This is a genomic window from Lysinibacillus sp. NPDC096418 (assembly GCF_044762775.1).
GTDB lineage: Bacteria > Bacillota > Bacilli > Bacillales_A > Planococcaceae > Lysinibacillus.
The window spans coordinates 173157-198173 of sequence record NZ_JBIWEY010000001.1 but is presented as its reverse complement, the minus strand read 5'-3'; the positions used below and the strand labels follow the sequence as shown (position 1 = coordinate 198173).

Sequence of the window (25017 nt, the reverse complement as noted above, 5' to 3'; positions counted from 1 at the left end):
ATAGTTATTGATTTGAATTATCTGAATATTCGTGTTATTATAACTGTAATACGAATCCTGATGTGTTCGTTTAGCTGCATACTCTTATTAACAGTTTTGACCGAACAATATATCGTTGGGAGCCTTCTATTTTGTGCCAGCAAACATGCCCCACACGGAGCGGGAAGTTTAAAGTTACAAAGCGGGCACCCACCTGCAAGGCGTGGGTTCAAAACGAACGTTTTTCTTGCATTACGGCACAATCGGGATTCGTCATAGTTTAATAATTGTTTAAGTTGTTGATTTGATAAAAAGTCACCGATACAGCGGAGTAATTTATGGTGCCTTCAGTTAATATTGTAGGAGATTGCTCATAGAATGCGGTATACAATATTTATATGACTCAGACTGTAGAGTACCTCAAAGAAATTTGAGGTACTCTACAGTTTTTTTCTTTCACAAAAAAAGGAGAATCTGAATGTGGGGAATTTTTCAAACATGTTTATTTTAATATTTAACCAAAATGACAAAATTAAAGCTTGGGTTGATTGGTTTTGGATGAAAATGATTGATTTTGATTTTTTGTTGTACTATAATGACAACGTAATGCGAATGAATGAACAAGAGGATGTAGGTAATAATAACAGTGTAACTTCATTATATTATTTTGGATTAAAGGTATAGTTGATTTGTAAAGCTTAGTACAAGGAACAAAGTCATATGAATCAATTAGGAGAGATTATGTACTTTTAGTAGCGAACGATGGATGAACTACTTACCATGAACAATAAATCATCCAAAAACATTCATGGTACAGCATGAAAAGCAATGTATTGAAAAAGTTGCTGAGAAATAGAAGAAAAGCTTCCAAAATAGATACAAAAGTATTATCTCTACTATCATTAATGGACCTAGAGTAAGAGACAAAGCATATCGACTAGAGAACATTGTTGATTTATTCTTAGATACTCGTATATTAATTGGCTGTTAAGTGATCAGAGAATTCAATGCTGACCTGCTTTAACTGTTATTGGTTCTACGAATTTAAACGCATTACTTTATCAATTTATCGAAAAAGATGGATGTCTATAAAATGTAGTATCGGTCCTTGGAAGTGTGTATGTATCGAGTGATCCAGCACATAATTACTTCATGATTAAAAATAACAAAAATCACAATGATTTTAATTAATTTAAAAGGAGATATTCAAATGAAAAAATCTTACAAAATTACAGCGGCAGAAGGTTTACACGCAAGACCAACAACATTATTAGTGACAGCGGTAACTCCGTTTGAATCTGAAGTATCTATGACATACAAAGAGAAAACTGTAAATTTAAAATCAATTATGGGCGTTATGGCTCTTGGAGTTTCACCAGGTTCTGTTGTTGATATTTCAGCGGAAGGTTCGGATGCTGAAGCACTAATTAATAAAGTAACGGAAGTAATTACTTCTAATGGGATTGGTGAAGAATGCTAGAAATTAACGGGATTGCTGTGTCAAATGGCATCGCCGTAGCGAAAGCTTACTGTTTGATAGAACCTGATTTATCTTTTGAAAAAGTAAGGGTTACGGATATTGATGCTGAAAAGGACAGACTAAAAGAGGCTTATCAAAAAGCGAAATTAGAATTAGAAGAAATTCGTGACAATGCTAAACGAAAATTCGGTGAAGAAAAAGCGGCTATTTTTTCAGCGCACCTATTGCTTTTAGGCGATCCAGAAATGCTTGGCGCAGTTGAGGCAAAAATCGATGATGGATGGAATGCAGAATTTGCCTTACAAGAAACAGCTACAATGTATATTGAAATGTTTGAAGCAATGGATAATGAATATATGCAAGAACGTGCAGCGGATATTCGTGATGTTTCAACGCGCGTACTATCACATTTGTTAGGCGTTGAGGTTACGGATCTTAGCCGCATTTCGACTGATGTAATCATCGTAGCGGAGGATTTAACACCTTCTTTAACAGCACAATTAGATAAAACTTATGTAAAAGGTTTTATTACAGATATCGGAGGTAGAACTTCACATTCAGCTATTTTAGCGAGAACGATGGAGATTCCTGCTGTGGTAGGTACAAAAACAGCAACGAGAGATATTGTTCAAGGGGCTCCGGTTATTATCGATGGTACGACTGGCAAAGTGATTATGAATGCGACTGAAGATGTGCTAAATGAATACATGGAAAAACAGAAAAAGAGCGAAGAGGAAAGACAATTATTGGACCAATACCGTTCTTTAGAGAGTGTGAGTGCTGATGGCCATCATGTTGAAATCGCTGGAAACATCGGAAAACCTGAAGATGTTGACATGATACTTGAAAATGGTGGGGATGGAATCGGTCTTTTCCGCACAGAATTCTTGTATATGGACCGTCAGGAATTACCGAATGAAGAAGAGCAATTTACCGCGTATAAAACGGTTCTAGAAAAAATGCAAGGCAAGCCAACTGTTGTTCGAACATTAGATATTGGTGGCGATAAAATCCTGCCTTATTTAAAGCTAGAGCATGAAATGAATCCATTCTTAGGCTACCGTGCAGTTCGTTTATGTTTAGATCAGCAGGACATTTTCCGTACGCAATTACGTGCCCTATTAAGAGCTAGCGTGTACGGTAATTTAAAGGTAATGTTCCCGATGATTGCTACGTTAGACGAGTTCAGAGAAGCAAAAGCCTTGTTAATAGAGGAAAAACAAAAGCTTGTAGCGGAAGGAATTCCTGTATCTGAGTCGATTGAAGTCGGTATGATGGTTGAAATCCCATCAGCAGCAGTTATTGCGGATCTATTTGCACAAGAGGCAGACTTCCTATCGATAGGAACGAATGATTTAATCCAGTATACATTAGCGGCCGATCGTATGAATGAAAAGATTTCCTATCTATATCAACCCTATCACCCTGCGATTATCAGACTTGTGAAAACAGTTATTGAGGCAGCGCATCAACACGGTAAATGGGTAGGGATGTGTGGGGAAATGGCTGGAGATGAAATCGCTATTCCAATTTTGTTGGCACTTGGATTAGATGAGTTTTCAATGAGTGCGCCATCCATCTTAAATACACGTGCGCAAATTGCCAAATTGTCGAAAGAGGAATTAGTAGGCCATCTTGACCAACTATTTACATTGACGACCGCTGTTGAAGTAGAAGCATATGTGAAAAGGAATTTATTGAAATAGTGTCTAAACAATATTTATCTCTGACTGTAGATAAGCTCAACGAATTTCGAGTTTTTCTATAGTCTTTTTTCTTTTGCAAAGAAGGAGTTTTAAAGGCTTTTACGTATGAAAAGTTAATTATGCCGAATTCTTGATGGCGATTTTTGAAGTTTTTATTTTCACAATCAACACATAATAAAAGAAATCAAATAGTATTTTGAATGATTTTGAACGAAAATGATTGATTTTGATTTTTGTTTGTACTATACTTACATTGTAAGGTGAATGAATGAACAAGAGGGTGTAGGGTTTTGATAACAGCGGAACGTCATCATATTATTTTAGATATGTTAACTCGAAATGGTGTAGTTGACTTGCAGAACTTAGTACAAAGAACAAAATCATCTGAATCAACAATTAGGAGAGATTTGGCGCTTTTAGAAGAGCAAGGTCTTTTAAAAAGAATTCATGGAGGTGCAACTCTTCCATATTCAAAGATTGATGAACCAAATATGCAAGATAAATCATCCAAAAACCTTCATGATAAGCAACTAATAGCAGAAGCTGCAGCCAGTATGATTCGTGAAGGAGATTGTATTTATCTCGATGCAGGAACGACTGTTTCAGAGATGATTCCGTTTTTAACGAATAAAAATATTGTAATCGTAACCAATGGTGTAATGCATGTTGATGCATTAACTGCAGCAAATATAACGACTTATTTAATAGGCGGACGGATAAAAGCTAATACTAAAGCTATTGTTGGTTCTGTCGCTCAAGAAAATTTAAAACAGTATAGATTTGATAGGTGTTTTTTAGGTATGAACGGTGTAGATATAAAGTTTGGATTTACAACTCCCGATCCAGAAGAAGCTGTTCTGAAGAAAATTGCAATGGAGTTAGCTGAAGAAACGTTTGTTTTGGCTGATAAAAGTAAGTTCACAGAAACATTCTTTGCAAAAGTAGCGGAGATTGAAAAGGCAGGTATTATAACAACCAATTTGGATAATGAAGTTATGAAAGAATACTTTGATAAAACAAACATGAAGGTTGTGACATCATGATTTATACAGTAACACTGAATCCATCTATTGATTTTATTGTAGAGGTGGACGATTTTCAACTCGATCAGTTAAATCGAATTGATCGTGAAAGCAAGTTTCCAGGTGGAAAAGGAATTAATGTCTCACGTGTTTTAAATACGATAGACGTACCATCTAAAGCATTAGGTTTTTTAGGAGGATTCACGGGAGAATTCATTCAAAACACGTTAGAAAGTGAAGGGATTCTTACCGATTTTGTAAAAGTATCAGAAGATTCGCGGATAAACATAAAGCTGAAAACTGGGGAAGAAACAGAAATTAATGGACAAGGACCTGCTCTGGCCGAAAAAAATGTTCAGGATCTATTTAAAAAATTAGATACATTACAAGAAGGTGATATTCTTGTTTTAGCTGGTAGCATCCCCCCTTCACTTCCCAAAACATTCTATTCAGATTTAACGAGGGAGTACAGCAAACGTGGCGTGAAAGTAGTAGTTGATGCAGGTGGTAAAGTTCTTGCAGAAGTATTACAAGATAAGCCCTTTTTAGTTAAGCCGAATCATCATGAGTTAAGTGAATTGTTTGGAGCAACAATTAAAACTGTTGAAGAGGTAATTCCTTACGGTAAAAAGGTTGTAGAAATGGGCGCTGAAAATGTAATTGTTTCAATGGCTGGTGATGGAGCCCTTCTATTTACAAATGGTGAGGTTTACAGTGCTACCGTTCCAAAAGGGAAAGTACTTAATTCTGTAGGAGCGGGTGACTCATTAGTAGCAGGGTTTATTGGGACATATTCGAAAGAGCAAGACTTTATTAAAGCGTTTCAAGTTGCGGTCGCAACAGGAAGTGCAACTGCATTTAGCCAAGACTTAGCAACTAGAGAAAAAATTGATTCTTTATTGGATCAAGTAACTGTCAAAAAAGTAAGCTTTAATTAAAACATTTCAAGTTGCCGTTACTATAGAACGTGCAACTGCATTTAGCCAAGATTTAGCAACTAGAGAAAATTGATTCTTTAATGAATTAAGTAACTATCAAGAAAATTTCAGGTTAGGTGGTCGACTATGAAAATTACGGATTTATTAAAAAAAGATACCGTTATTATCGATTTAGCTGCTACTAGCAAGTCTGCAGCTATTGATGAAATGACTAAAAAATTAGATATAGCTGGACGTTTAAACAGTTTAGATGGCTTTAGAGAAGCAATTTTAAAACGAGAATCCCAAAGTACAACAGGGATTGGTGAAGGAATTGCAATTCCTCATGCAAAAACAGATGCAGTAAAAACACCATCAATTTTATTTGCAAAATCAGTAAATGGTGTAGATTATGAATCATTAGATGGAAAACCAGCACACCTTTTATTCATGATTGCAGCAAGTGCCGGTGCTAATAATGAGCATCTTGAAACATTATCACGTCTTTCTTCATTATTGATGGATGCTAAGTTCCGTGAAGATTTATTAGCAGCAAAATCTTCAGAAGAAGTTATCAATATTATTGATGCTAAAGAAAAAGAAGAAGACGGCGAAGAAGAAGTAATTACGGAAGTTAAAGATGATGAACAATTAATTCTAGCGGTAACGGCCTGTCCGACAGGTATTGCCCATACGTATATGGCGGCTGATGCTCTGAAGGCAAAAGCAAAAGAAAGAGGAATTGCATTTAAAGTCGAAACGAATGGTTCAACAGGTGTTAAAGGTGCACTAACGGCTGAAGACATTGAAAAAGCAACAGCGATTATCGTTGCGGCTGATAAACAAGTTGAAATGGACCGTTTTGCAGGTAAGCATGTCATAAAAGTACCTGTTGCGGCGGGTATTCGTAAAACAGATGAATTACTTGATCGTGCTTTAAATCAAGATGCACCTATTTATAAAGCCACAGGTGAATCTATTGGAACTACTGAATCGACAACATCTGAAGGTGGATTTAAAGAGTACTTCTATAAACCATTAATGAATGGTATCTCTAATATGTTACCATTTGTTGTTGGTGGTGGTTTATTAGTAGCCTTAGCGTTTTTATTCGGCGGATATAAAACAGAAGGTCCATTAGCAGAAGCCTTAAACTTAATCGGCGGTGGGACGGCACTTTCTATCATGGTTCCTGTCCTAGCAGGATTTATTGCGAGTGCGATTGGTGATCGACCAGCATTTGCTCCAGGTATGGTAGGTGGTTTACTTGCAGTATCTGGCGGTGCAGGTTTCTTGGGCGGATTAATTGCCGGTTTCCTTGCAGGTTATGTAATCCTCGGGTTGAAAAAAGTCTTTTCTTCTTTACCACAATCATTCGAAGGGCTTAAACCAACGTTATTGTATCCAGTATTCGGTATTCTAATAGTTGGTTTAATAATGGTATTCGTTGTTAATTCACCAATTGCTGCTGTAATGGATGGATTAATGAATTTCTTAAATGGTTTATCAGGTACTAACGCCGTAATTTTAGGTCTTGTACTTGGTGGTATGATGGCAGTTGATATGGGTGGTCCAGTAAACAAAACAGCATTTGCATTCGGTATCGCAATGGCTGCATCTAATAATTTTGCACCACAAGCAGCTGCGATGATTGGTGGTATGGTACCACCGTTAGGATTAGCTTTAGCAACGACATTCTTTAAAAAGAAATTTACACAAGCTGAACGAGATGCAGGTAAAACAAACTATATTATGGGTGCTTCTTTCATTACAGAGGGAGCGATTCCATTTGCAGCAGCAGATCCAATTCGTGTAATTGTTAGTTCTGTAGTTGGTGCGGCATTAGCTGGTGGATTAGCGCTATTCTTTGGCTGTGAATCACAAGCGCCACACGGTGGGATTTTCGTAATTTGGGCTATTAAAAATCCACTTATGTATGCAGTATCACTCCTAATTGGATCAATTGTAACTGCAGTAATGATTGGATTCTGGAAAAAGCCAATAGAAGAAAAAATGTAAATTATAAGTAGGGTCGTCCCATTAGTTAGCTGAGCTGGCTAATGGGACGCCCTTAGTTTATCTATTATCCCACTTTTAAATGAATTCAGTTTATTTATGATAAAAAAGCATAGAACAAGAAAAAATTACATATAAAAGTAAAAAATTCTTTATTTTCATTTGTAAACGCTTTATAATTGGTATAGACAACTATACCTGTGGTTGCGGAGAGAAATTGTTTTTCTTATGGGGGTGTAAAATTGACCAATACACTTTTAATTTCAAATGTCACGATTGTGAATCATGACCAACTTCCATTTGAAGGTGATGTATACATTGAAAATGGTCGTATTAAAAGAGTTGGTAAAGCATTAACGGTTGTAGCAGAGCGAGCTATCAATGCGAAGGGGAAAGATTGGATTTTGTTCCCTGGTTATATTGATATGCATATTCATGGTTCTGAGGGGAATGATGCGATGGATGCAACGGATGATTCCCTCCGAAGTTTGGGACGTTCGTTAGTGAAAGAAGGTGTAACTGGCTTTCTAGCAACAACGATGACTCAATCTGATCCTGCTATTGAAAGAGCATTATCGAATATAGCGCAATTTGAAAGCGCTGAAGGTGAAGCTGAACTTCTTGGTGTGCATGTTGAAGGACCGTATATTTCTGCAATACGAGCGGGAGCACAGCCAGTAGAATATATGAAGCCACCATCTATTCAACAATTTAATCGATGGCAGGAATTGAGTGGTCAACGTATTAAACAGATTACTGTAGCTCCAGAAATCGAAGGTGGTTTCGAATTTATAGAAGAGCTTAGTCATCAGGGCATTGTTGTATCAATCGGTCATTCAGATGCCACAACGCAAGAAGTAGAGAAAGCTGTGCGATTAGGTGCTAAGCAAGCGACACATTTATTTAATCAAATGAGACCATTTCATCATCGAGAGCCTGGCGTAGTAGGTAGTGTCTTAGTAGACGATAATGTGAAAGTAGAAGTGATTGTGGACTTTGTGCATAGTCATCCAAAAGCTGTCGAGTTAGCGTATCGCTTAAAAGGTGCAACGGGGATTATTTTAATTACAGATGCGATGCGTGCAAAAGGGCTATCACATGGAGAGTATGATTTAGGGGGTCAAACCGTATCTGTGACAAAAACGGGTGCACATTTATCGAATGGCGCCTTAGCTGGAAGTGTTCTAACAATGGATGTAGCGGTTAAAAATATGCAATTTGTAACCAATTGTTCGCTACAAGAGCTTGTGGCGATGTCTTCAACTAACGCAGCAGAACAATTACATTTAACAACAAAAGGCTATATTGCAGAAGGTTTTGATGCGGATATTGTTATAGTAAATCAAAAATTGGATGTGCAAAAAACTATTTGTCGAGGTAAAGTAGTATTTGAGAATACTAAAGAAGTAATGTAATAAGGATGGTGCAAATTTTGTTAGATAAAAATTCTCATATACCTATCTATGTACAAATAGAAGAAATATTGAAACAACGTATTTATTTAGAAGAGTATAAGATTGGTGAAAATATACCTTCTGAAAGGGAATTGTCCTTGCAATTTGATGTAAGTCGCATGACAGTTCGCCAATCCATTACGAATTTAGTGAATAGTGGATTACTGTATCGTGAAAAAGGGCGAGGCACATATGTGGCTAATCCGAAATTAGAACAACCATTAATGGGCTTAACAAGTTTTACAGAGGATATGAAAGCAAGAGGGATGGAGCCGAGCAGTAAGATTTTGCGCTTCGAAAAAATCGTACCGCCGATGGATATTGCGCGTGATTTACTGTTAGAACCAGGCGAAGAGGTATTCTTTGTTGCTAGGATAAGAAGTGCAGATTCAAAACCGATGGCTATTGAAAGAACGTATATCCCAGTCAAAGTGTATCCTGAACTAGATGAAAAGAAAATTATGGGTTCCCTTTATGCATTAATTGAAGCTAAATTTCATCAGAAAATTGGTAATGCCATTCAACAAATGGAGGCCGCACTTGTCTCAAATGAGGATAGTAAATATTTGCAGATCAATAACACTGCTCCTGTCTTAATCATAAAACGTACAAGTTTTTTAGCGGATGGTATCCCTTTCGAATTAGTCCGAAGTATATATCGTGCTGATCGATACAAATTCATAAGTGAAATAAAAAGGTGATTATATGCATACTTATTTTCAAGAAGTACAAAAACTTCTGTCTCATGTTTTAGAGAAGGAACATGTAAGTATAGAAAGAGCTTCACAAGTAATCGTAGAGCGACTCCAAAAAGGGGGCGTTTTGCAATTGTTTGGATGTGGACATTCGCATTTATTGGCGCAAGAAGGATATTACCGTGCAGGTGGCCTAGTACCAGTACGCCCAATCATTATCGAGCCACTAACACTTCATGTGGGAGCACTCACTTCTTCTGTAAATGAAAAGGATCCAGACATCATTCAAAGCTATGCAGATCAATTTAATTTTCATGAACAGGATATTCTGATGGTCATTTCTACGTCTGGGCGTAATAATGCACCGATTGAGGCTGCATTATTAGCAAAAGAGCAGGGGATACCAGTAATGTCACTTCAATCGTTAGCCTATAAAGAGCATCCAACACGACATAAAAGTGAAAAACGACTTGAGGAAATTGTTGACGTTGTGTTAGATACACACGTCCCTGTTGGTGATGGATTACTTAGTCGTGCGGGTATGCAGTATGGCCCTGCTTCTACAGTTATCGGCTCTACAATTTTAAATACTTTATTGAGCCAGGTGATTGAGAAAATGGCGGATCAAATGGATGTCTTGCCTGTTTTTGAAAGTACAAATGTCACAACCAATCAAAATCACAACAACTTAATGATTGCCAAATATGAAGGCCGAATTAACTTTAAATAAAATTAGGAGGTTTTATCTATGAAAAAAACATTTAAAATTACTACACCAGAAGGTTTACATGCACGTCCAACAGCACTTTTAGTATCTGCCGTTACACCATTTGAAGCTGAGGTAGAACTAACTTATAAAGATAAATCCGTTAACTTAAAATCTATCATGGGTGTAATGTCGCAAGGTATTTTACCTGGGAGTGTTGTAACGATTTCTGCACAAGGTGCAGATGCTGACAAGCTTATGAAGACAGTAACAGAAGTAATCATTTCTAAAGGAATTGGTGAAGAATGCTAGAATTGAAGGGGATTGCTGTTTCCAATGGCATCGCCCTAGCAAAAGCTTATTGTTTGATAGAACCAGATTTATCGTTTACTAGAGTTGAAGTGTTAAATACAGCAGCAGAAAATACTAGATTTAAGAATGCTGTGGCAACATCAAAGCTGGAACTACAAGAAATATGTGAGATGGCTAGACAAAAGTTTGGTGAAGAAAAAGCTGCTATCTTTTCTGCACATCTTTTGCTATTGGAAGATCCAGAGATGCTGACTGCTATTGAAGCAAAAATAAATAAAGGTATCAATGCTGAATGCGCTTTGCATGAAGTATCTACTATGTTTATAGCTATGTTTGAGTCAATGGAAAATGATTATATGCGAGAAAGAGCAGCTGATATTCGAGATGTTGCGAAACGCATATTAGCGCATTTATTGGGCGTGACAATACCGGATTATAGCCGGTTGACTTCAGACGTTATTATAGTGGCAGAAGACTTAACACCATCGATGACTGCGCAATTAGATACAAAATACGTGAAGGGTTTTATTACAGATATTGGTGGTAGAACGTCACATTCAGCGATATTGGCAAGAACAATGGAAATTCCAGCAGTCGTAGGTACAAAAACAGCGACAAAGTCTATAAAACATGGTGCGTCTGTAATAGTAGATGGTACAAACGGAACTATCATCATGAACGCAACAGAAGAATTGTCGAAATATTACGTCAAACAACAAGAGGTGCATGAAGACGAGAAACGAAACCTTGCGCAATATCGTTTTTTAGAGAGTAAAAGTGCAGATGGGTATATTGTAGAAATCGGTGGCAATATCGGTAAGCCAGAAGATGTCGATACAGTTGTCGCGAATGGTGGAGATGGTATCGGGCTATTTCGGACAGAATTTCTTTATATGGATAGACAGGAATTACCGAATGAGGAAGAACAATTTGCTGTCTATCGGACTGTCCTAGAGAAAATGCATGACAAGCCAACAGTCGTACGAACATTAGATATTGGGGGCGATAAAAATCTACCCTATTTAAAGTTGGCACCTGAAATGAACCCTTTTTTAGGCTATCGTGCAATTCGCTTGTGTTTAGATCAGCAAGAAATTTTCCGCACGCAGCTACGTGCTTTACTAAGGTCTAGCGTATATGGGAATTTGAAAATTATGTTTCCGATGATTGCTACAGTTGAGGAGTTCAGAGCTGCAAAAGCATTATTACTGGAAGAACAGAAAAATTTAAAAAATGAAGGATTTACTGTATCTGAAACAATTGAAGTGGGCATGATGATTGAAATTCCGTCAGCGGCAATTATTGCAGATTTATTTGCAAAAGAAGCAGATTTCTTCTCAATAGGTACAAATGATCTAATCCAATACACTTTGGCGACAGATCGTATGAATGAAAATGTCTCTTATTTATATCAGCCATACCATCCTGCTGTATTAAGACTTATCAAAACAGTTATTGATGCAGCCCATCGTCAAGGGAAATGGGTAGGTATGTGTGGTGAAATGGCGGGGGATGAGGTAGCGATACCTATATTACTTGCATTAGGCTTAGATGAGTTTTCAATGAATGCGTCCGCTATATTAAAAACCCGTGCGCAAATTACGAAGCTTTTGAAAGAGCCGTTAATGGAACATATCGAGCACATAATGATGCTGTCCACTGCAGAAGATGTCGAGCAATACGTACGAAATCATCTAGTAGTCTATCAATAATAGATTGAATATTTTGTGAATGGGGGTATCAACTATAGAAATCAAATCGATTCCACAAGAAGATTATCCGCAAGTCCATCGTTTAAGAGATTATTGTTTTCCAAACAAATATGTAGGGTCTCGTCGTGAAGATTTTCACTATTGGGTGCAGCATAGCCAAACGCTAGGTGCATATAATGGGGAAAAAGTCGTTGGTCAGTTATTGGTGCTCCCACTTAATATGACCGTGCATGGTGTGAATTATAAGATGGGAGGGATTGGCTTCGTTGCGACATATCCAGAAAATCGAAATCAAGGGATTATGAAAAAGCTAATGATCCAAGCATTAATAGATATGCGTAAGAATGAGCAATTCATATCTGTGCTAGCCCCTTTTTCAGTGTCTTTTTATCGTTATTTTGGGTGGGAATTATTTTTTGAAAAACTGCATTATTCGATTCCAACAGAGGTGTTTCCTAATTTCGGGCAACAGGTGGATGATGTAAAACGAATGAGCTTTGAATGGCCAGACGAGGCGATATTTCAGGATATTCAGCAATTTTTTAATGAGCAAGCTTTACTAAATAACGGTAGTATGATGCGTGATAGTGCATGGTGGCAACGAATAATGAGGAGAGAACCGGACAGTCATTTAGCTGCCTATTACCGTGATAACCAAATAGCGGGCTATGTGCGCTATGAGATAAGCAATTTAACCTTCTTTGTTAAAGACTTTATAGCAGTGGATGTCGTAGCTGAACAAGCGATTTGGCGCTTTATTACGTCACATACTGCGAGTGTCAATAAAATTGTAGGTGTTACCTCGAATGACCGTCACTTTGGTTTTCATTTTGAGCAGCCTCAATTTAAACAGGAAATTACGAAAGATGTCATGGTAAGAATAGTGGATGTTTTTGAATTTTTGAAGCGTTATCCGTGGAGAGATATTCAGCAACCTTTGTATGTATGTATTAAAGATACATTTGGTTCTTGGAATGACCATCTCTTTAAAATAAATAAAAACGGTATTGTAGAGAAAATCGAGGATAATTCGATTGAAGATATGCATATCTTAGCAGTACCAATCAATCTATTTTCAGCCATGATGGTCGGCTACCTTTCTGTTAAAGATACGATCATATACGCAAACAAAGCTGTGACAAAAGAAGTGATCGATACTTGGCAAGAGGCAATCCCAATTGGTCGACCAGTTTTTTATGAATATTTTTAAATAGCTAGTGAGAAATCGTTAGATTATGAAAAAATTTTGAAGTTTTTTTTGGACTATACCAGTTGTGTTATATCATTTATTTACCAGTATTTATGGGATAGCCCACTAATTATAGCATATTTTTATGGGAATAAATGTGTAAAAAAGCATTGTGGTATATACCAATAAATGTTATCCTCATTGTACGAAAACGATTACATTTTATTAAAAAGGGGTGCTAAATATGAAGAATATCATGTTAGTCTGTGTAGCGGGTATGAGTACGAGTTTACTTGTATCAAAAATGCAAAAGGCAGCACAAGAACAAAATATTGAGGCAGACATTTATGCCATCGCGGAAAGTGAAGTTGATAAAGTTTTAGCGGACAAAGAAGCGGATGTGCTGTTACTTGGACCTCAAGTACGTTATTTAAAAGGGACATTTGAAAAAAAATACAAGCAGCTGAATTTACCAATCGAGGTCATTAACATGGCAGACTACGGAATGATGAACGGCGAGAATGTATTGAAACAGGCGTTAAAGTTAATCGGGTGAGGAGGAATGGCAATGGAAGAAGCAGTAATGATGGAGTCCATTATGGGCTTAATTGTCCATAGTGGAAATACAAAAAGTGAATGTATGGAAGCCATTCAATTAGCAAAAGCAGGAGAGATTGATGAGGCGAGAAAAAAGATAGAGTTAGCAAATGAGGCTTTAACAGGAGCACATCATTCTCAAACAGCGTTGTTAACACAAGAAGCTAGAGGCGAAAAAGTAGAAGTTTCCATGTTACTTATTCATGCGCAGGACCATTTAATGAATGCGATTACTTTTCGAGATTTAGCGAAAGAAATGATAGATCTTTATGAACGAATCAAAGGGGAATAACATCTAAATTAGATGTTAGTGATAAAAAAACACAAAAGGGGAGTGTATACGATGTTCCGTTTTTTAGAAGAAAAGTTTGTACCGGTAGCCGCAAGGATAGGAAGTCAACGTCATTTAGTCGCAATTCGTGATGGCTTTATTACAATCATGCCACTAACAATTGTTGGATCATTAGCAGTACTAATCAACAATCTGCCAATTAAGTTCTATCAAAATGCGTTAGATTCAATTTGGAAGCATGAAACCTGGACGCAATGGGGCGGCAATATTTGGGGAGCAACATTCGGAATCATCTCCCTTTTACTAGCTTTCTCTATTGCTTATAATCTAGCAAAAAGTTATGACAAAGATGGACTTTCCGCAGGGGTGATTGGTCTATCAAGTTATATGACATTTGGAACTTTTGGTGAAGGTGGTTTAACAGGTTTAACAACTGGAACTGGCGGGATATTTATAGCCATTATTGTTGCGTTGCTGTCTACTGAAGTATTTTGTAGATTATCAGGTAATAGTAAACTACTGATCAAAATGCCAGATGGGGTACCACCAGCAGTTTCGAAATCATTTGCAGCCTTGCTGCCAGCTATTATTACTATTGGTATATTTGCATTAGTTCGTACGATCATTTCCGCAGGTTTTGGTATTCCTGATATTGTGGGTACATTCTATTCGACAATTCAAGAGCCATTTATGGGCTTAACAAATACATGGGTTGCAGCGTTACTATTAGCTTTCATTCCGGCGTTCTTATGGACTTTAGGTGTTCATGGTGCTAATATCATCGAGCCATTTATGCAATCTATTAATCTACCAGCAATTGAAGCAAACGTTGCGGCGATTACAGCTGGTGAAGTAGCTCCATATATCGTAAACAAGCCTTTCTTTGATGCATTTGTAAATATGGGTGGATCGGGTACAACAATTGCACTCATAATAGCGATTTTCATTATCGCGAGAAAAAATAAGCAATATAGTACAGTTGGTAAATTATCCGCAGCTCCGGGAGTATTTAATATTAATGAACCGTTACTATTTGGTTTACCAATTGTCTTAAACCCGATTTTATTTATACCGTTTATTTTGACGCCAATGGTCAATGTTACAATCGCTTTCTTTGCTACGAAATGGGGATTAGTTCCTGCGGCGACTGTTGCAGCACCGTGGACAACACCACCGATTATAAATGGATTTTTAGTGACTCAATCAATAGCTGGAGCAGTATTAAGCGTTGTGTTAATTGTCGTTGCAGTATGTATTTACCTTCCATTCTTAGCTATGGCTAATCGTATAGCAAAACAAGAAGCAAATAAAGCAACGCAGCAAGAAAGTAAGCTTGAAGCGGTAAATGTTGAGAGAGTCGAAATTGAAAAAGTAGAAGTCTAATTTTTTTAATAGGCAGTAGGACACTGAGCAAATAAAATTTAAGCCTCTGGCGGATGTCTAGATTCAGAAAATTGCAATCATATTTTTTGGATCTAGACGGAATTACGCCGAGGTGTAATTCATTCAATAATCAGCGGAGGTATTTAAATGAGACAATTAGGTATTTCGCTATATCCTCAACATAGTACATTACAAGATATGAAAGACTACATTCAGTTAGCGCATGAAAATGGTTTTACTCGTATCTTCACATGCTTAATGTCGATGAAAAACGATGAAGAAAGAACGAAGCTTCAACAAATCAATCAATTTGCTAAACAACTAGGCTTTGATATTTCTGCTGATATTGCACCACAAGTTTTTGAGGAGCAAGGCTTAACGTATAGGGATATTGCTTATTTTAAGGAGCATTATCATTTAGCGGCTTTACGTTTAGATATGGGGTTCTCTGGTCAAGAGGAAGCATTCATGTCCCTTGATGCGTGTAATTTAAAGGTAGAGCTAAATATTAGTAATGGTACAAAGTATGTCGAAAACATATTATCTTACCAACCGAACAAAGAAAATATTACAGGCTGTCATAATTTTTATCCAAGGCAATATACAGGGCTTTCGCGCCAACACTTTTTAATGGCATCTAAATTGTTCAAAGATAATCATATTCGTACAGCTGCAATGATTTCGTCTCAACATGCTAAATTTGGTCCTTGGGAAGAAACGCCATATGGTTTGCCGACCTTAGAAGAACATCGACATCTGCCAATAACTGTTCAAGCAAAAGATATGTGGCATACGGGCTTGATTGATGATTGTATTATTGGCAATATGTATGCTTCAGAGGAAGAGCTACGGGCATTAGGACAATTAAATCGCAATAAACTTGAGCTAAAAGTCATACCTAATGCCGAAACGAATGCATTAGAAAAAGCAGTTATTTTTAATGAGCCGCACTTTAATCGTGGGGATGTTTCAGACTATGTTATTCGTAGTACGCAATCACGGGTGAAATACAAAAATGAAGATTTCCTTGCACATGATACACATGATTTAAAGCCAGGTGATGTAACAATCGATAATGATTTGGATGTTCGTTATAAAGGGGAATTACAAGTAGTATTAAAAGAAATGCCGAATTCAGGTTGTACAAATATAGTGGCAAAAGTGGTAGAGGAAGAGCGTTTTTTACTAAAACAAATTCAACCGTGGTCGTCATTTGGTTTTACGAAATAGTATGTAGTGATAGAAGGGTTGAGTCTAAAGAATAGCTCAATCCTTTTAGGCATTTGAAAAAAGGTGTTTGTGGTCGGCAAAAATTGATAAAAGCTTAGGGGGAAGGTTATGTATGTATTAGCGATAGATGGTGGTGGTACAAAAACGACGGCTGTGATTAGCGATGAGTTCGGCGATGTCCACGCAAAAATCATAACAGGGCGTAGTAATCCGACAGCGATGGATATACAGCACTTTGAAGCTACAATTCGTGAGTTAATGGAGGCATTACAAGCGCAAAACCCACAAGCATTTGCAGCCATTCAAAGTTGCTTCGCGGGCATGGCAGGTGTAAAAGAAAAGAATGTAGAAAAGACAGTAGAGACAATACTTCGTGAATATATTGGCAATGACACTACACTAATAATAGAAAATGATGCTATCATTGCGCTCTACTCAGGCACGCTTGGCAGAGAAGGTATTGTACAAATTGCTGGGACAGGTACCATTACGATGGGGTACGATAGTAAGCACAATGTCCATCGAGTAGGTGGATGGGGGTATTTGTTTGATGATGAGGGGAGTGGCTATGATCTTGGCATACAAGCACTTAAGGCTGTATTTCGAAGTTATGATCGTAGAGCATTGCCAACAGCATTAAGTGGTGCAATATTGGAGCATTTTGCTGTGGATAGCGTCCCGGAATTGATTGAGTGTGTTTATCGAGAGGAGCATCCACGAACAATTATTGCGCCGTTAAGTAAATATGTACATCAGGCTGCTGAAAAAGGAGACGTTGTCGCAAATGCAATTATTCATGACGCGTGTGAAAAGTTCTATCATGCCATTAAAACATGCTACTATATGATGGCATGGGAAGATGGAGATGTTCCAGTAGTATTAGCGGGCGGTGTATTTTCAAATACGACACTGTTACTACCTAAGCTAAAGCAATTAGCCACAGTTAAGCAGCTACCAGTACACATCATCCCAACTTTGCTAGAGCCGATTGGCGGTGCTGTGGTAGGAGCGTTAAAAACAGAAGGTATCCAAGTTGAAACGAACTTTGTAGAGGCCTTTCATCGAAACTATACACAGTGGAGTGTATAAGTGATTCTACATACTAAAATATTGTTTGAAAGTGAAAAGTATCCTTGAACAAGGATACTTTTCATTTTGTAGAGAAACGAATACGTCAATAAGTTCTTTATGAAAGTTTATTAGAGGCACCGGTTGATTTTGTTCCAGGGGGAGCTTTGAGCCGCCTGTAATGAGGATCTACTAGATATTTATTAGAAAAAAGATTTTTACTTTACGAGAGTGTGAAAAGGTATGGACCAATCTAATTTGGCGAGTAAGAGATTGAAAACGGTAGGCCATATTCACTTAAATTCTATTGACTAGAGGGACTGTCTTAAAAGAATAATAGTATGCGATAGTACTGTTAATAATACTGCTTTTTTGATATAAAAGTAAAAAACCGCGTAAACTCCTGCGGCTTACGCTGTGCCGCGGAAAGCGAAGCAGGTTTTTACCGTATAGAAAGCTAGTTTTTCTGCTTAAAGGGACTTATTGGATATTCTCTTTCTCATCCAAGGATACTTTTTTTGATACCATTTTCACCTGAAGAAATCCATGATAAAATATAAAAATAAATTTGCTTTTTTCATAGTATATGACTAGGTTTACTTTTATTCAGTAGGTATAATGGATTCATGAAGAGAAAATTCATATAAATGGAGAGTGTAGTTATGTTACATCAATTTTCAAGAAACGAGCTAGCTATTGGTTCAGAAGGGCTCGACAAATTAAAAAATACAACGGTCGCTATTTTAGGAGTAGGAGGTGTCGGTTCGTTCGCTGCAGAGGCTTGTGCGAGAAGTGGCGTAGGCCGTATTATTTTAGTTGATAAAGATAATGTAGATATTACAAACGTGAACCGTCAGCTAGTTGCGTATCTTTCGACAGTCGGCAAATCAAAATCAGCAGTTATGAAAGAGCGTATTGCGGACATTAATCCTGAATGTGAAGTCATTGATATGCATATGTTTTATACAGAGGAAACGTATGAGGATTTCTTCGCACAAGGAATTGATTATGTCATTGATGCGAGCGATACAGTAATGTATAAAATCCATATTATGAAGGAATGTTTGAGACGCAATATCCCGATTATTTCTAGTATGGGTGCTGCAAATAAAATGGATCCAACGCGCTTCCAGATTGCAGATATTTCAAAAACACATACGGATCCACTAGCAAAAGTGATTCGTACGAAACTTCGTAAAGAGGGAATTCATAAAGGTGTGAAAGTTGTATTCTCAGATGAGAGCCCAATTGTTGTTCGTCAGGATGTAGTTGAGCATGTTGGGAAACCAGATGCAGCCATTCGTAAAGCGAAAATGCCACCATCTTCTAATGCCTTCGTACCATCTGTTGCTGGTTTAATCGCTGCAAGTTGGGTTATTAATACAATTTTAGCAGATGTGAAAATTACACGTGTGCAAGACTAAGTAGAAACAAAAGATATGTAGATTTATTGAACTGGCTCCTGAATATAAGACAGAGGTCAAAAAGCAATTTTCCAACCAGTTATCGGTAGTGTACCGGCGACTGGTTGTTTGTTTTTGCTTAATTTCAGAAATTTTAATCGGGCGTGTGTACTTTTCAAATTGCTTAAGTTGAACGTAGAATAAAATCATCTGACTATTATCAATGTACAAATCATAACGGGACATGCCTTTTCCTTTAGTGACTTCATAATGTAAATAGTGGATATTTGAAGGATGTAATTATTTCCGATAAATGATAATTAATTAATATCCGGTATGAGCTTTTTAAGTGTAAAGTAGCTTCAAAATTACGATTTAGTAAATTGAGTGAGGTATAGAAATATTGTCCAAATAGATTAATTTTTACCGAACTGACCCAACGGAAAAGACTATATTTTTGTATTTTCGAGAGAATTTTTAATTATAATAGCTTTTGTTTTCAATTGAAATTTTAATAAAGAGATGATAATATATCGGTATAACGAAGCTTGGTGCGGTCAACCGCCTATAAGACACGAATTCAAAGTAATTGTATTTCTTGCATTATGGTATATTCGGGAATCGTTATACTTTAATAATTGTTAGAGCTGTTAAATGGATGGTCTTTACATTTATTAAAGGCAGAGATAATAATATTTCGTATATTTTGGAGTAGGGACTCAGTAATTTGAATCTTTGCTGAGAGGTAAAAAGCTTTGATATAGGAGGTATTGAAAAAATTTTATTCTTTATGTAACCGCTTTCTAATTGGTATAGACAACTATACCAATAGATTTAGGCTAAAGTCTATTTTTGTTTTCTGGATTCTTTCTCATTTTCGAGAGAATTTGAGGTTTTACTAACTTCAGTTATCGTTTGAATTTTAAAAAAAGTGATGATACTATATCGGTAATATTAAGCCTGATGTTTTCCAAGTGTATGGATTTCTTTTATCACAGTACAATCAGAAATCGTCATATTGTAATAATTGTTAATGCTAATAATTCGATTAGAATTGATTAACTTGGACAATTATAAGAACAAAGGTGATTGGTATTTTAGCAGGTAATTAAAAAGCTTTTATGTAATCGCTTTCTAATCGGTATAGACAACTATACCTTTGTTTTAAAAAGAGTTCTAACTTAATAGGAGGTGCAAAATGGTAAATTCACTTTTAATTTCAAACATTACGATTGTGAATCCTGATCAGGATTTATTTGTTGGGGATATTTATGTTGAAAATGGTCAAATTCTAAAAATAGGAACTGAATTGACATATGAAGCAGATCATTATATCGATGGTAAAGGTAAGGGTTGGTTATTGTTCCCGGGTTATATTGATATGCATATTCACGGATCTGCTGGTCATGATACTATGGATGCGACGCAAAATGCACTGCATGGTATGGCTCGCTCATTAGTAGAAGAAGGGGTAACAGGCTTTCTTGCAACAACGATGACGCAGTCAATTCAAGCTATTGAAAATGCGCTAATAAATGTCGCGCAATTTGATAGTCGTGATGATGAAGCACAGTTGCTAGGTATTCATGTTGAAGGACCTTATGTTTCAACAAAACGTGCAGGTGCTCAGCCAATTGAATACATCATTTTACCTTCAATTGAGCAATTTAACCATTGGCAGGAGTTAAGTGGACGACGCATTAAGCAAATAACAGTGGCACCAGAAGTTGAAGGGGGGTACGATTTCGTACAAACTCTTAGTGAACAAGGTGTTATTGTTTCTATAGGTCATTCAGATGCAACGCATGAAGAAGTAGAAGAAGCAGTAAAGATGGGTGTAAAACAAGCAACCCACCTCTATAATCAAATGCGACCTTTCCATCATCGTGAAGTAGGCGTAGTAGGTAGTACGTTATTAGAGGACAAGATAAAAGTAGAAGTAATTGTTGACTTTGTGCATAGTCATCCACAAGCAGTTCTATTAGCTTATCGTCTAAAAGGAGCATCAGGTATCATTTTAATTTCCGATGCTATGCGTGCAAAAGGATTGTCGTACGGGAACTACGATTTAGGTGGACAAGTTGTGAAAGTTACAGAAAATGGTGCGCACTTATCGAATGGTGCGTTAGCCGGTAGTGTGTTATCGATGGAACAAGCTGTGAAGAATATGAAAGCGGTTACAGATTGTTCGTGGCAAGAGCTTGTTTCTATGTCCTCAACAAACGCTGCTCAGCAGTTGAATTTATTAACAAAAGGGCATATTAAAGAAGGGTATGATGCAGACTTTGTTCTACTCGATCAAGAATTGAATGTGCAAAAAACTATTTGCCAAGGGAAAGTAGTGTATGAGAGATCTTAATCCAGTTGGATGGTGAGTATTGTGTTAGATAAAAATTCTCATATTCCTATTTACATTCAAATCGAAGAAATTTTAAAGAGAAAAATCTATCTTGAAGAATATAAAATTGGTGAAAATATTCCTTCCGAGAGAGAGCTATCTCTTCAATACGATGTGAGTCGTATGACGGTACGCCAAGCAATTACTAATTTAGTGAATAGTGGGTTGTTATATCGTGAAAAAGGAAGAGGCACGTATGTTGCGAATCCAAAGTTAGAACAGCCTTTAATGGGATTAACAAGTTTTACTGAGGATATGAAGGCAAGAGGAATGGAACCAAGCAGTAAATTAATTCGGTTTGAGAAAATGGTTCCTCCAATTGATATTGCGCGGGATTTATTCTTAGAACCTGATGAAGAAGTATTTTATGTTGTCAGAATTCGAAATGCAGATAAAAAACCCATGGCAATTGAAAGAACTTATATTCCAGTAAAAGTGTACCCAGAATTAGATGAAAAAAAAGTTATGGGCTCACTTTATACAATAATAGAAGCAAAGCATCATCAAAAAATTGGAAATGCGATTCAAGTTATGGAAGCAGCAATTGTTTCTAAAGAGGAAAGTGAATATTTACATTTAAGTAGTTCTGCTGCTGTCTTAATTATTAAGCGTATAAGCTATTTCGTAGATGGTGTTCCATTTGAGTTAGTGCGCAGTGCGTATCGCGCAGATCGATACAAATTTATAAGTGAGATACAAAGGTGATTATATGCATTCTTATTTTAAAGAGGTACAAAACCACTTAGACTTTGTGATAAAACATGAACAGCAAAATATAGAAAAAGTCGCTGAAGTAATAGCGGAAAAGCTTCATAAAGGAGGGATTTTGCAATTATTTGGTTGTGGGCACTCGCATCTTCTGGCTCAGGAGGCATTTTATCGTGCGGGAGGTTTAGTACCAGTGCGTCCAATTACAATTGAACCTTTAATGCTTCATACTGGTGCGTTAACCTCTTCGAAAAATGAAAAAGATGCAACAATTATTCAACAGCACGAAAAAGATTTTGACTTTCAACCGAATGATGTCCTCATAGTCATCTCTACATCCGGGCGAAATAATGCACCGATTGATGCAGCGATATTAGCTAAAAGAGCGGGTATAACAGTAATTTCACTACAATCACTAATGTATCGAGAGCAAAAGACAATGCATAGTAGCGGTAATCGATTAGAGGACGTTGTTGATTTTGTCTTAGATACTCATATACCGGTGGGCGATGGACTGTTAAATTATCAGGGAATGCAATATGGACCTGCTTCAACGGTTATTGGTTCTACAATGTTAAATGCTTTATTGTGTCAAATTATCGAAAAAACAACTAATTATACTAGTGAGTTGCCGGTATTTAAAAGTGCAAATGTAGCAAGTAATCCGGCGCATAACGAATTAATGATTGAAAAATACAAAAGTCGAATTGATTTTAAATAATTTAGTAGGGGGAAATACAAATGAAAAAATCTTACAAAATTACAGCGGCAGAAGGTTTACATGCAAGACCAACAACATTATTAGTGACAGCGGTAACTCCATTTGAATCTGAAGTATCTATGACATACAAAGAAAAAACTGTAAATTTAAAATCAATTATGGGCGTTATGGCTCTTGGGGTTTCACCTGGTTCTGTTGTTGATATTTCAGCGGAAGGTTCGGATGCTGAAGCACTAATTAATAAAGTAACGGAAGTAATCACTTCTAATGGGATTGGTGAAGAATGCTAGAAATTAACGGGATTGCTGTGTCAAATGGCATCGCCGTAGCGAAAGCTTACTGCTTGATAGAACCTGATTTATCTTTTGAAAAAGTAAGGGTTACGGATATTGATGCTGAAAAGGGCAGATTAAAAGAGGCGTATCAAAAAGCAAAATTAGAATTAGAAGAAATTCGTGACATTGCTAAACGAAAATTCGGCGAAGAAAAAGCGGCAATTTTTTCAGCGCACCTATTGCTTTTAGGGGATCCAGAAATGCTTGGCGCAGTTGAAGCGAAAATCGATGATGGATGGAATGCAGAGTTTGCCTTACAAGAAACAGCTACAATGTATATTGAGATGTTTGAAGCAATGGATAATGAATACATGCAAGAACGTGCAGCGGATATTCGTGATGTTTCAACGCGTGTACTATCACATTTGTTAGGGGTTGAGGTTACGGATCTTAGCCGCATTTCGACTGATGTAATCATCGTAGCGGAGGATTTAACACCTTCTTTAACAGCACAATTAGATAAAACTTATGTAAAAGGTTTTATTACGGATATCGGAGGTAGAACTTCACATTCAGCTATTTTAGCGAGAACGATGGAGATTCCTGCTGTGGTAGGTACAAAAACAGCAACGAGAGATATTGTTCAAGGGGCTCCGGTTATTATCGATGGTACGACTGGCAAAGTGATTATGAATGCGACTGAAGATGTGCTAAATGAATACATGGAAAAACAGAAAAAGAGCGAAGAGGAAAGACAATTATTGGACCAATACCGTTCTTTAGAGAGCGTAAGTGCTGATGGTCATCATATTGAAATCGCTGGAAACATCGGGAAACCTGAAGATGTTGACATGATACTTGAAAATGGTGGGGATGGAATCGGTCTATTCCGCACAGAATTCTTGTATATGGACCGTCAGGAATTACCGAATGAAGAAGAGCAATTTACCGCGTATAAAACGGTTCTAGAGAAAATGCAAGGCAAGCCAACTGTTGTTCGTACATTAGATATTGGTGGCGATAAAATCCTGCCTTATTTAAAGCTAGAGCATGAAATGAATCCATTCTTAGGCTACCGTGCAGTTCGTCTATGTTTAGATCAGCAGGACATTTTCCGTACGCAATTACGTGCCCTATTAAGAGCCAGCGTGTACGGTAATTTAAAGGTAATGTTCCCGATGATCGCTACGTTAGACGAGTTCAGAGAAGCAAAAGCCTTGTTAATAGAGGAAAAACAAAAGCTTGTAGCGGAAGGAATTCCTGTATCTGAGTCGATTGAAGTCGGTATGATGGTTGAAATCCCATCAGCAGCAGTTATTGCGGATCTATTTGCGCAAGAGGCAGACTTCCTATCGATAGGAACGAATGATTTAATCCAGTATACATTAGCGGCCGATCGTATGAATGAAAAGATTTCCTATCTATATCAACCCTATCACCCTGCGATTATCAGACTTGTGAAAACAGTTATTGAGGCAGCGCATCAACACGGTAAATGGGTAGGGATGTGTGGGGAAATGGCTGGAGATGAAATCGCTATTCCAATTTTGTTGGCACTTGGATTAGATGAGTTTTCAATGAGTGCGCCATCCATCTTAAATACACGTGCGCAAATTGCCAAATTATCTAAAACGGAATTAGCAGGCCATCTTGATCAACTATTTACATTGACGACGGCTGTTGAAGTAGAGGCATATGTGAAGAAGAATTTATTGAAATAGTACCTAAACTATATTGGTCCAACTCTTAATCCT

The 25017-nt window shown here is 37.2% G+C and carries 23 protein-coding genes and 1 other RNA gene; all 24 read left to right on the top strand.

Annotation, left to right across the window (positions count from 1 at the left end):
• Nucleotides 1–51: 51 nt before the first annotated feature.
• The 24 genes from ssrS (at nt 52) to ptsP (ACIQZG_RS00840) (ending at nt 24984) form a co-directional block, all read left to right on the top strand.
• A non-coding RNA gene (gene ssrS, locus ACIQZG_RS00955) (6S RNA) lies at nt 52–253 on the top strand.
• A 206-nt stretch (nt 254–459) separates the two neighbouring features.
• Nucleotides 460–663, top strand: coding sequence for a hypothetical protein (locus ACIQZG_RS00950; protein ID WP_402753282.1), 204 nt, complete (start codon nt 460–462; stop codon nt 661–663).
• 526 nt (nt 664–1189) lie between these two features.
• Nucleotides 1190–1459: an HPr family phosphocarrier protein gene (locus ACIQZG_RS00945; protein ID WP_402753264.1), complete on the top strand. Its 270-nt coding sequence runs from the start codon at nt 1190–1192 to the stop codon at nt 1457–1459.
• Nucleotides 1453–3165: a phosphoenolpyruvate--protein phosphotransferase gene (gene ptsP, locus ACIQZG_RS00940; RefSeq protein ID WP_402753281.1), complete on the top strand. Its 1713-nt coding sequence runs from the start codon at nt 1453–1455 to the stop codon at nt 3163–3165. The genes ACIQZG_RS00945 and ptsP (ACIQZG_RS00940) overlap by 7 nt, the downstream gene beginning before the upstream one ends.
• 290 nt (nt 3166–3455) lie before the next feature.
• On the top strand, nt 3456–4208 hold the full coding sequence (locus ACIQZG_RS00935; RefSeq protein ID WP_402753280.1) for a DeoR/GlpR family DNA-binding transcription regulator: 753 nt from the start codon (nt 3456–3458) through the stop codon (nt 4206–4208).
• Entirely contained in the window at nt 4205–5125 is a 921-nt protein-coding gene (gene pfkB, locus ACIQZG_RS00930) for a 1-phosphofructokinase (protein ID WP_402753279.1), read from the top strand. The genes ACIQZG_RS00935 and pfkB overlap by 4 nt, the downstream gene beginning before the upstream one ends.
• 126 nt (nt 5126–5251) lie before the next feature.
• Nucleotides 5252–7123 carry a PTS fructose transporter subunit IIABC gene (locus ACIQZG_RS00925; protein ID WP_402753278.1) on the top strand — a complete coding sequence of 624 codons (1872 nt, stop codon included), beginning with the start codon at nt 5252–5254 and terminating at the stop codon, nt 7121–7123.
• A 239-nt stretch (nt 7124–7362) separates the two neighbouring features.
• Complete coding sequence (gene nagA, locus ACIQZG_RS00920) at nt 7363–8535, top strand: N-acetylglucosamine-6-phosphate deacetylase (RefSeq protein ID WP_402753277.1); 1173 nt, start codon at nt 7363–7365, stop codon at nt 8533–8535.
• A gap of 17 nt (nt 8536–8552) precedes the next feature.
• A complete protein-coding gene (locus tag ACIQZG_RS00915; RefSeq protein WP_402753276.1) occupies nt 8553–9275 on the top strand; it encodes a GntR family transcriptional regulator in 723 nt (240 codons plus the stop codon).
• A 4-nt stretch (nt 9276–9279) separates the two neighbouring features.
• Nucleotides 9280–9999: a sugar isomerase domain-containing protein gene (locus ACIQZG_RS00910; RefSeq protein WP_402753275.1), complete on the top strand. Its 720-nt coding sequence runs from the start codon at nt 9280–9282 to the stop codon at nt 9997–9999.
• Between the two features lie 18 nt (nt 10000–10017).
• Nucleotides 10018–10287 carry an HPr family phosphocarrier protein gene (locus ACIQZG_RS00905; protein WP_402753274.1) on the top strand — a complete coding sequence of 90 codons (270 nt, stop codon included), beginning with the start codon at nt 10018–10020 and terminating at the stop codon, nt 10285–10287.
• Nucleotides 10281–11999, top strand: coding sequence for a phosphoenolpyruvate--protein phosphotransferase (gene ptsP / locus ACIQZG_RS00900; RefSeq protein WP_402753273.1), 1719 nt, complete (start codon nt 10281–10283; stop codon nt 11997–11999). Before ACIQZG_RS00905 ends, ptsP (ACIQZG_RS00900) begins: the two co-directional genes overlap by 7 nt.
• Nucleotides 12000–12018: 19 nt before the next feature.
• Entirely contained in the window at nt 12019–13209 is a 1191-nt protein-coding gene (locus ACIQZG_RS00895) for a GNAT family N-acetyltransferase (RefSeq protein ID WP_402753272.1), read from the top strand.
• Nucleotides 13210–13432: 223 nt separating this feature from the next.
• A complete protein-coding gene (locus ACIQZG_RS00890; protein WP_402753271.1) occupies nt 13433–13744 on the top strand; it encodes a PTS sugar transporter subunit IIB in 312 nt (103 codons plus the stop codon).
• A gap of 12 nt (nt 13745–13756) precedes the next feature.
• Nucleotides 13757–14077: a PTS lactose/cellobiose transporter subunit IIA gene (locus tag ACIQZG_RS00885; protein WP_402753270.1), complete on the top strand. Its 321-nt coding sequence runs from the start codon at nt 13757–13759 to the stop codon at nt 14075–14077.
• A 42-nt stretch (nt 14078–14119) separates the two neighbouring features.
• A complete protein-coding gene (locus ACIQZG_RS00880; RefSeq protein WP_402753592.1) occupies nt 14120–15460 on the top strand; it encodes a PTS sugar transporter subunit IIC in 1341 nt (446 codons plus the stop codon).
• A gap of 147 nt (nt 15461–15607) precedes the next feature.
• Nucleotides 15608–16690 carry a DUF871 domain-containing protein gene (locus ACIQZG_RS00875; RefSeq protein WP_402753269.1) on the top strand — a complete coding sequence of 361 codons (1083 nt, stop codon included), beginning with the start codon at nt 15608–15610 and terminating at the stop codon, nt 16688–16690.
• Between the two features lie 108 nt (nt 16691–16798).
• Nucleotides 16799–17779: an N-acetylglucosamine kinase gene (locus tag ACIQZG_RS00870; protein ID WP_402753268.1), complete on the top strand. Its 981-nt coding sequence runs from the start codon at nt 16799–16801 to the stop codon at nt 17777–17779.
• Nucleotides 17780–18420: 641 nt separating this feature from the next.
• A complete protein-coding gene (locus ACIQZG_RS00865) occupies nt 18421–19182 on the top strand; it encodes a tRNA threonylcarbamoyladenosine dehydratase (RefSeq protein ID WP_402753267.1) in 762 nt (253 codons plus the stop codon).
• 1177 nt (nt 19183–20359) lie between these two features.
• Nucleotides 20360–21520, top strand: coding sequence for an N-acetylglucosamine-6-phosphate deacetylase (gene nagA / locus ACIQZG_RS00860; protein ID WP_402753266.1), 1161 nt, complete (start codon nt 20360–20362; stop codon nt 21518–21520).
• A gap of 21 nt (nt 21521–21541) precedes the next feature.
• Nucleotides 21542–22264 (top strand): GntR family transcriptional regulator, encoded by a 723-nt coding sequence (locus ACIQZG_RS00855; RefSeq protein WP_402753591.1) that lies wholly within the window; start codon nt 21542–21544, stop codon nt 22262–22264.
• 4 nt (nt 22265–22268) lie between these two features.
• Entirely contained in the window at nt 22269–22988 is a 720-nt protein-coding gene (locus ACIQZG_RS00850; protein WP_483869778.1) for a sugar isomerase domain-containing protein, read from the top strand.
• 20 nt (nt 22989–23008) lie between these two features.
• Entirely contained in the window at nt 23009–23278 is a 270-nt protein-coding gene (locus ACIQZG_RS00845) for an HPr family phosphocarrier protein (protein WP_402753264.1), read from the top strand.
• Nucleotides 23272–24984 carry a phosphoenolpyruvate--protein phosphotransferase gene (gene ptsP / locus ACIQZG_RS00840; protein WP_402753263.1) on the top strand — a complete coding sequence of 571 codons (1713 nt, stop codon included), beginning with the start codon at nt 23272–23274 and terminating at the stop codon, nt 24982–24984. The genes ACIQZG_RS00845 and ptsP (ACIQZG_RS00840) overlap by 7 nt, the downstream gene beginning before the upstream one ends.
• Nucleotides 24985–25017 lie beyond the last annotated feature (33 nt).

Excerpts from the sequence above, each read along its gene's own strand:
- ACIQZG_RS00895 (WP_402753272.1), top strand. The coding sequence starts at position 12,019 with ATGGGGGTATCAACTATAGAAATCAAATCGATTCCACAAGAAGATTAT.
- ACIQZG_RS00910 (WP_402753275.1), top strand. The coding sequence starts at position 9,280 with ATGCATACTTATTTTCAAGAAGTACAAAAACTTCTGTCTCATGTTTTA.
- ACIQZG_RS00885 (WP_402753270.1), top strand. The coding sequence starts at position 13,757 with ATGGAAGAAGCAGTAATGATGGAGTCCATTATGGGCTTAATTGTCCAT.
- ptsP (WP_402753263.1), top strand. The coding sequence starts at position 23,272 with ATGCTAGAAATTAACGGGATTGCTGTGTCAAATGGCATCGCCGTAGCG.
- ACIQZG_RS00875 (WP_402753269.1), top strand. The coding sequence starts at position 15,608 with ATGAGACAATTAGGTATTTCGCTATATCCTCAACATAGTACATTACAA.
- ptsP (WP_402753273.1), top strand. The coding sequence starts at position 10,281 with ATGCTAGAATTGAAGGGGATTGCTGTTTCCAATGGCATCGCCCTAGCA.
- ACIQZG_RS00890 (WP_402753271.1), top strand. The coding sequence starts at position 13,433 with ATGAAGAATATCATGTTAGTCTGTGTAGCGGGTATGAGTACGAGTTTA.
- ACIQZG_RS00905 (WP_402753274.1), top strand. The coding sequence starts at position 10,018 with ATGAAAAAAACATTTAAAATTACTACACCAGAAGGTTTACATGCACGT.
- pfkB (WP_402753279.1), top strand. The coding sequence starts at position 4,205 with ATGATTTATACAGTAACACTGAATCCATCTATTGATTTTATTGTAGAG.
- nagA (WP_402753266.1), top strand. The coding sequence starts at position 20,360 with ATGGTAAATTCACTTTTAATTTCAAACATTACGATTGTGAATCCTGAT.
- ACIQZG_RS00925 (WP_402753278.1), top strand. The coding sequence starts at position 5,252 with ATGAAAATTACGGATTTATTAAAAAAAGATACCGTTATTATCGATTTA.
- ACIQZG_RS00865 (WP_402753267.1), top strand. The coding sequence starts at position 18,421 with ATGTTACATCAATTTTCAAGAAACGAGCTAGCTATTGGTTCAGAAGGG.
- ACIQZG_RS00850 (WP_483869778.1), top strand. The coding sequence starts at position 22,269 with ATGCATTCTTATTTTAAAGAGGTACAAAACCACTTAGACTTTGTGATA.
- ACIQZG_RS00870 (WP_402753268.1), top strand. The coding sequence starts at position 16,799 with ATGTATGTATTAGCGATAGATGGTGGTGGTACAAAAACGACGGCTGTG.
- ACIQZG_RS00945 (WP_402753264.1), top strand. The coding sequence starts at position 1,190 with ATGAAAAAATCTTACAAAATTACAGCGGCAGAAGGTTTACACGCAAGA.
- ptsP (WP_402753281.1), top strand. The coding sequence starts at position 1,453 with ATGCTAGAAATTAACGGGATTGCTGTGTCAAATGGCATCGCCGTAGCG.
- ACIQZG_RS00845 (WP_402753264.1), top strand. The coding sequence starts at position 23,009 with ATGAAAAAATCTTACAAAATTACAGCGGCAGAAGGTTTACATGCAAGA.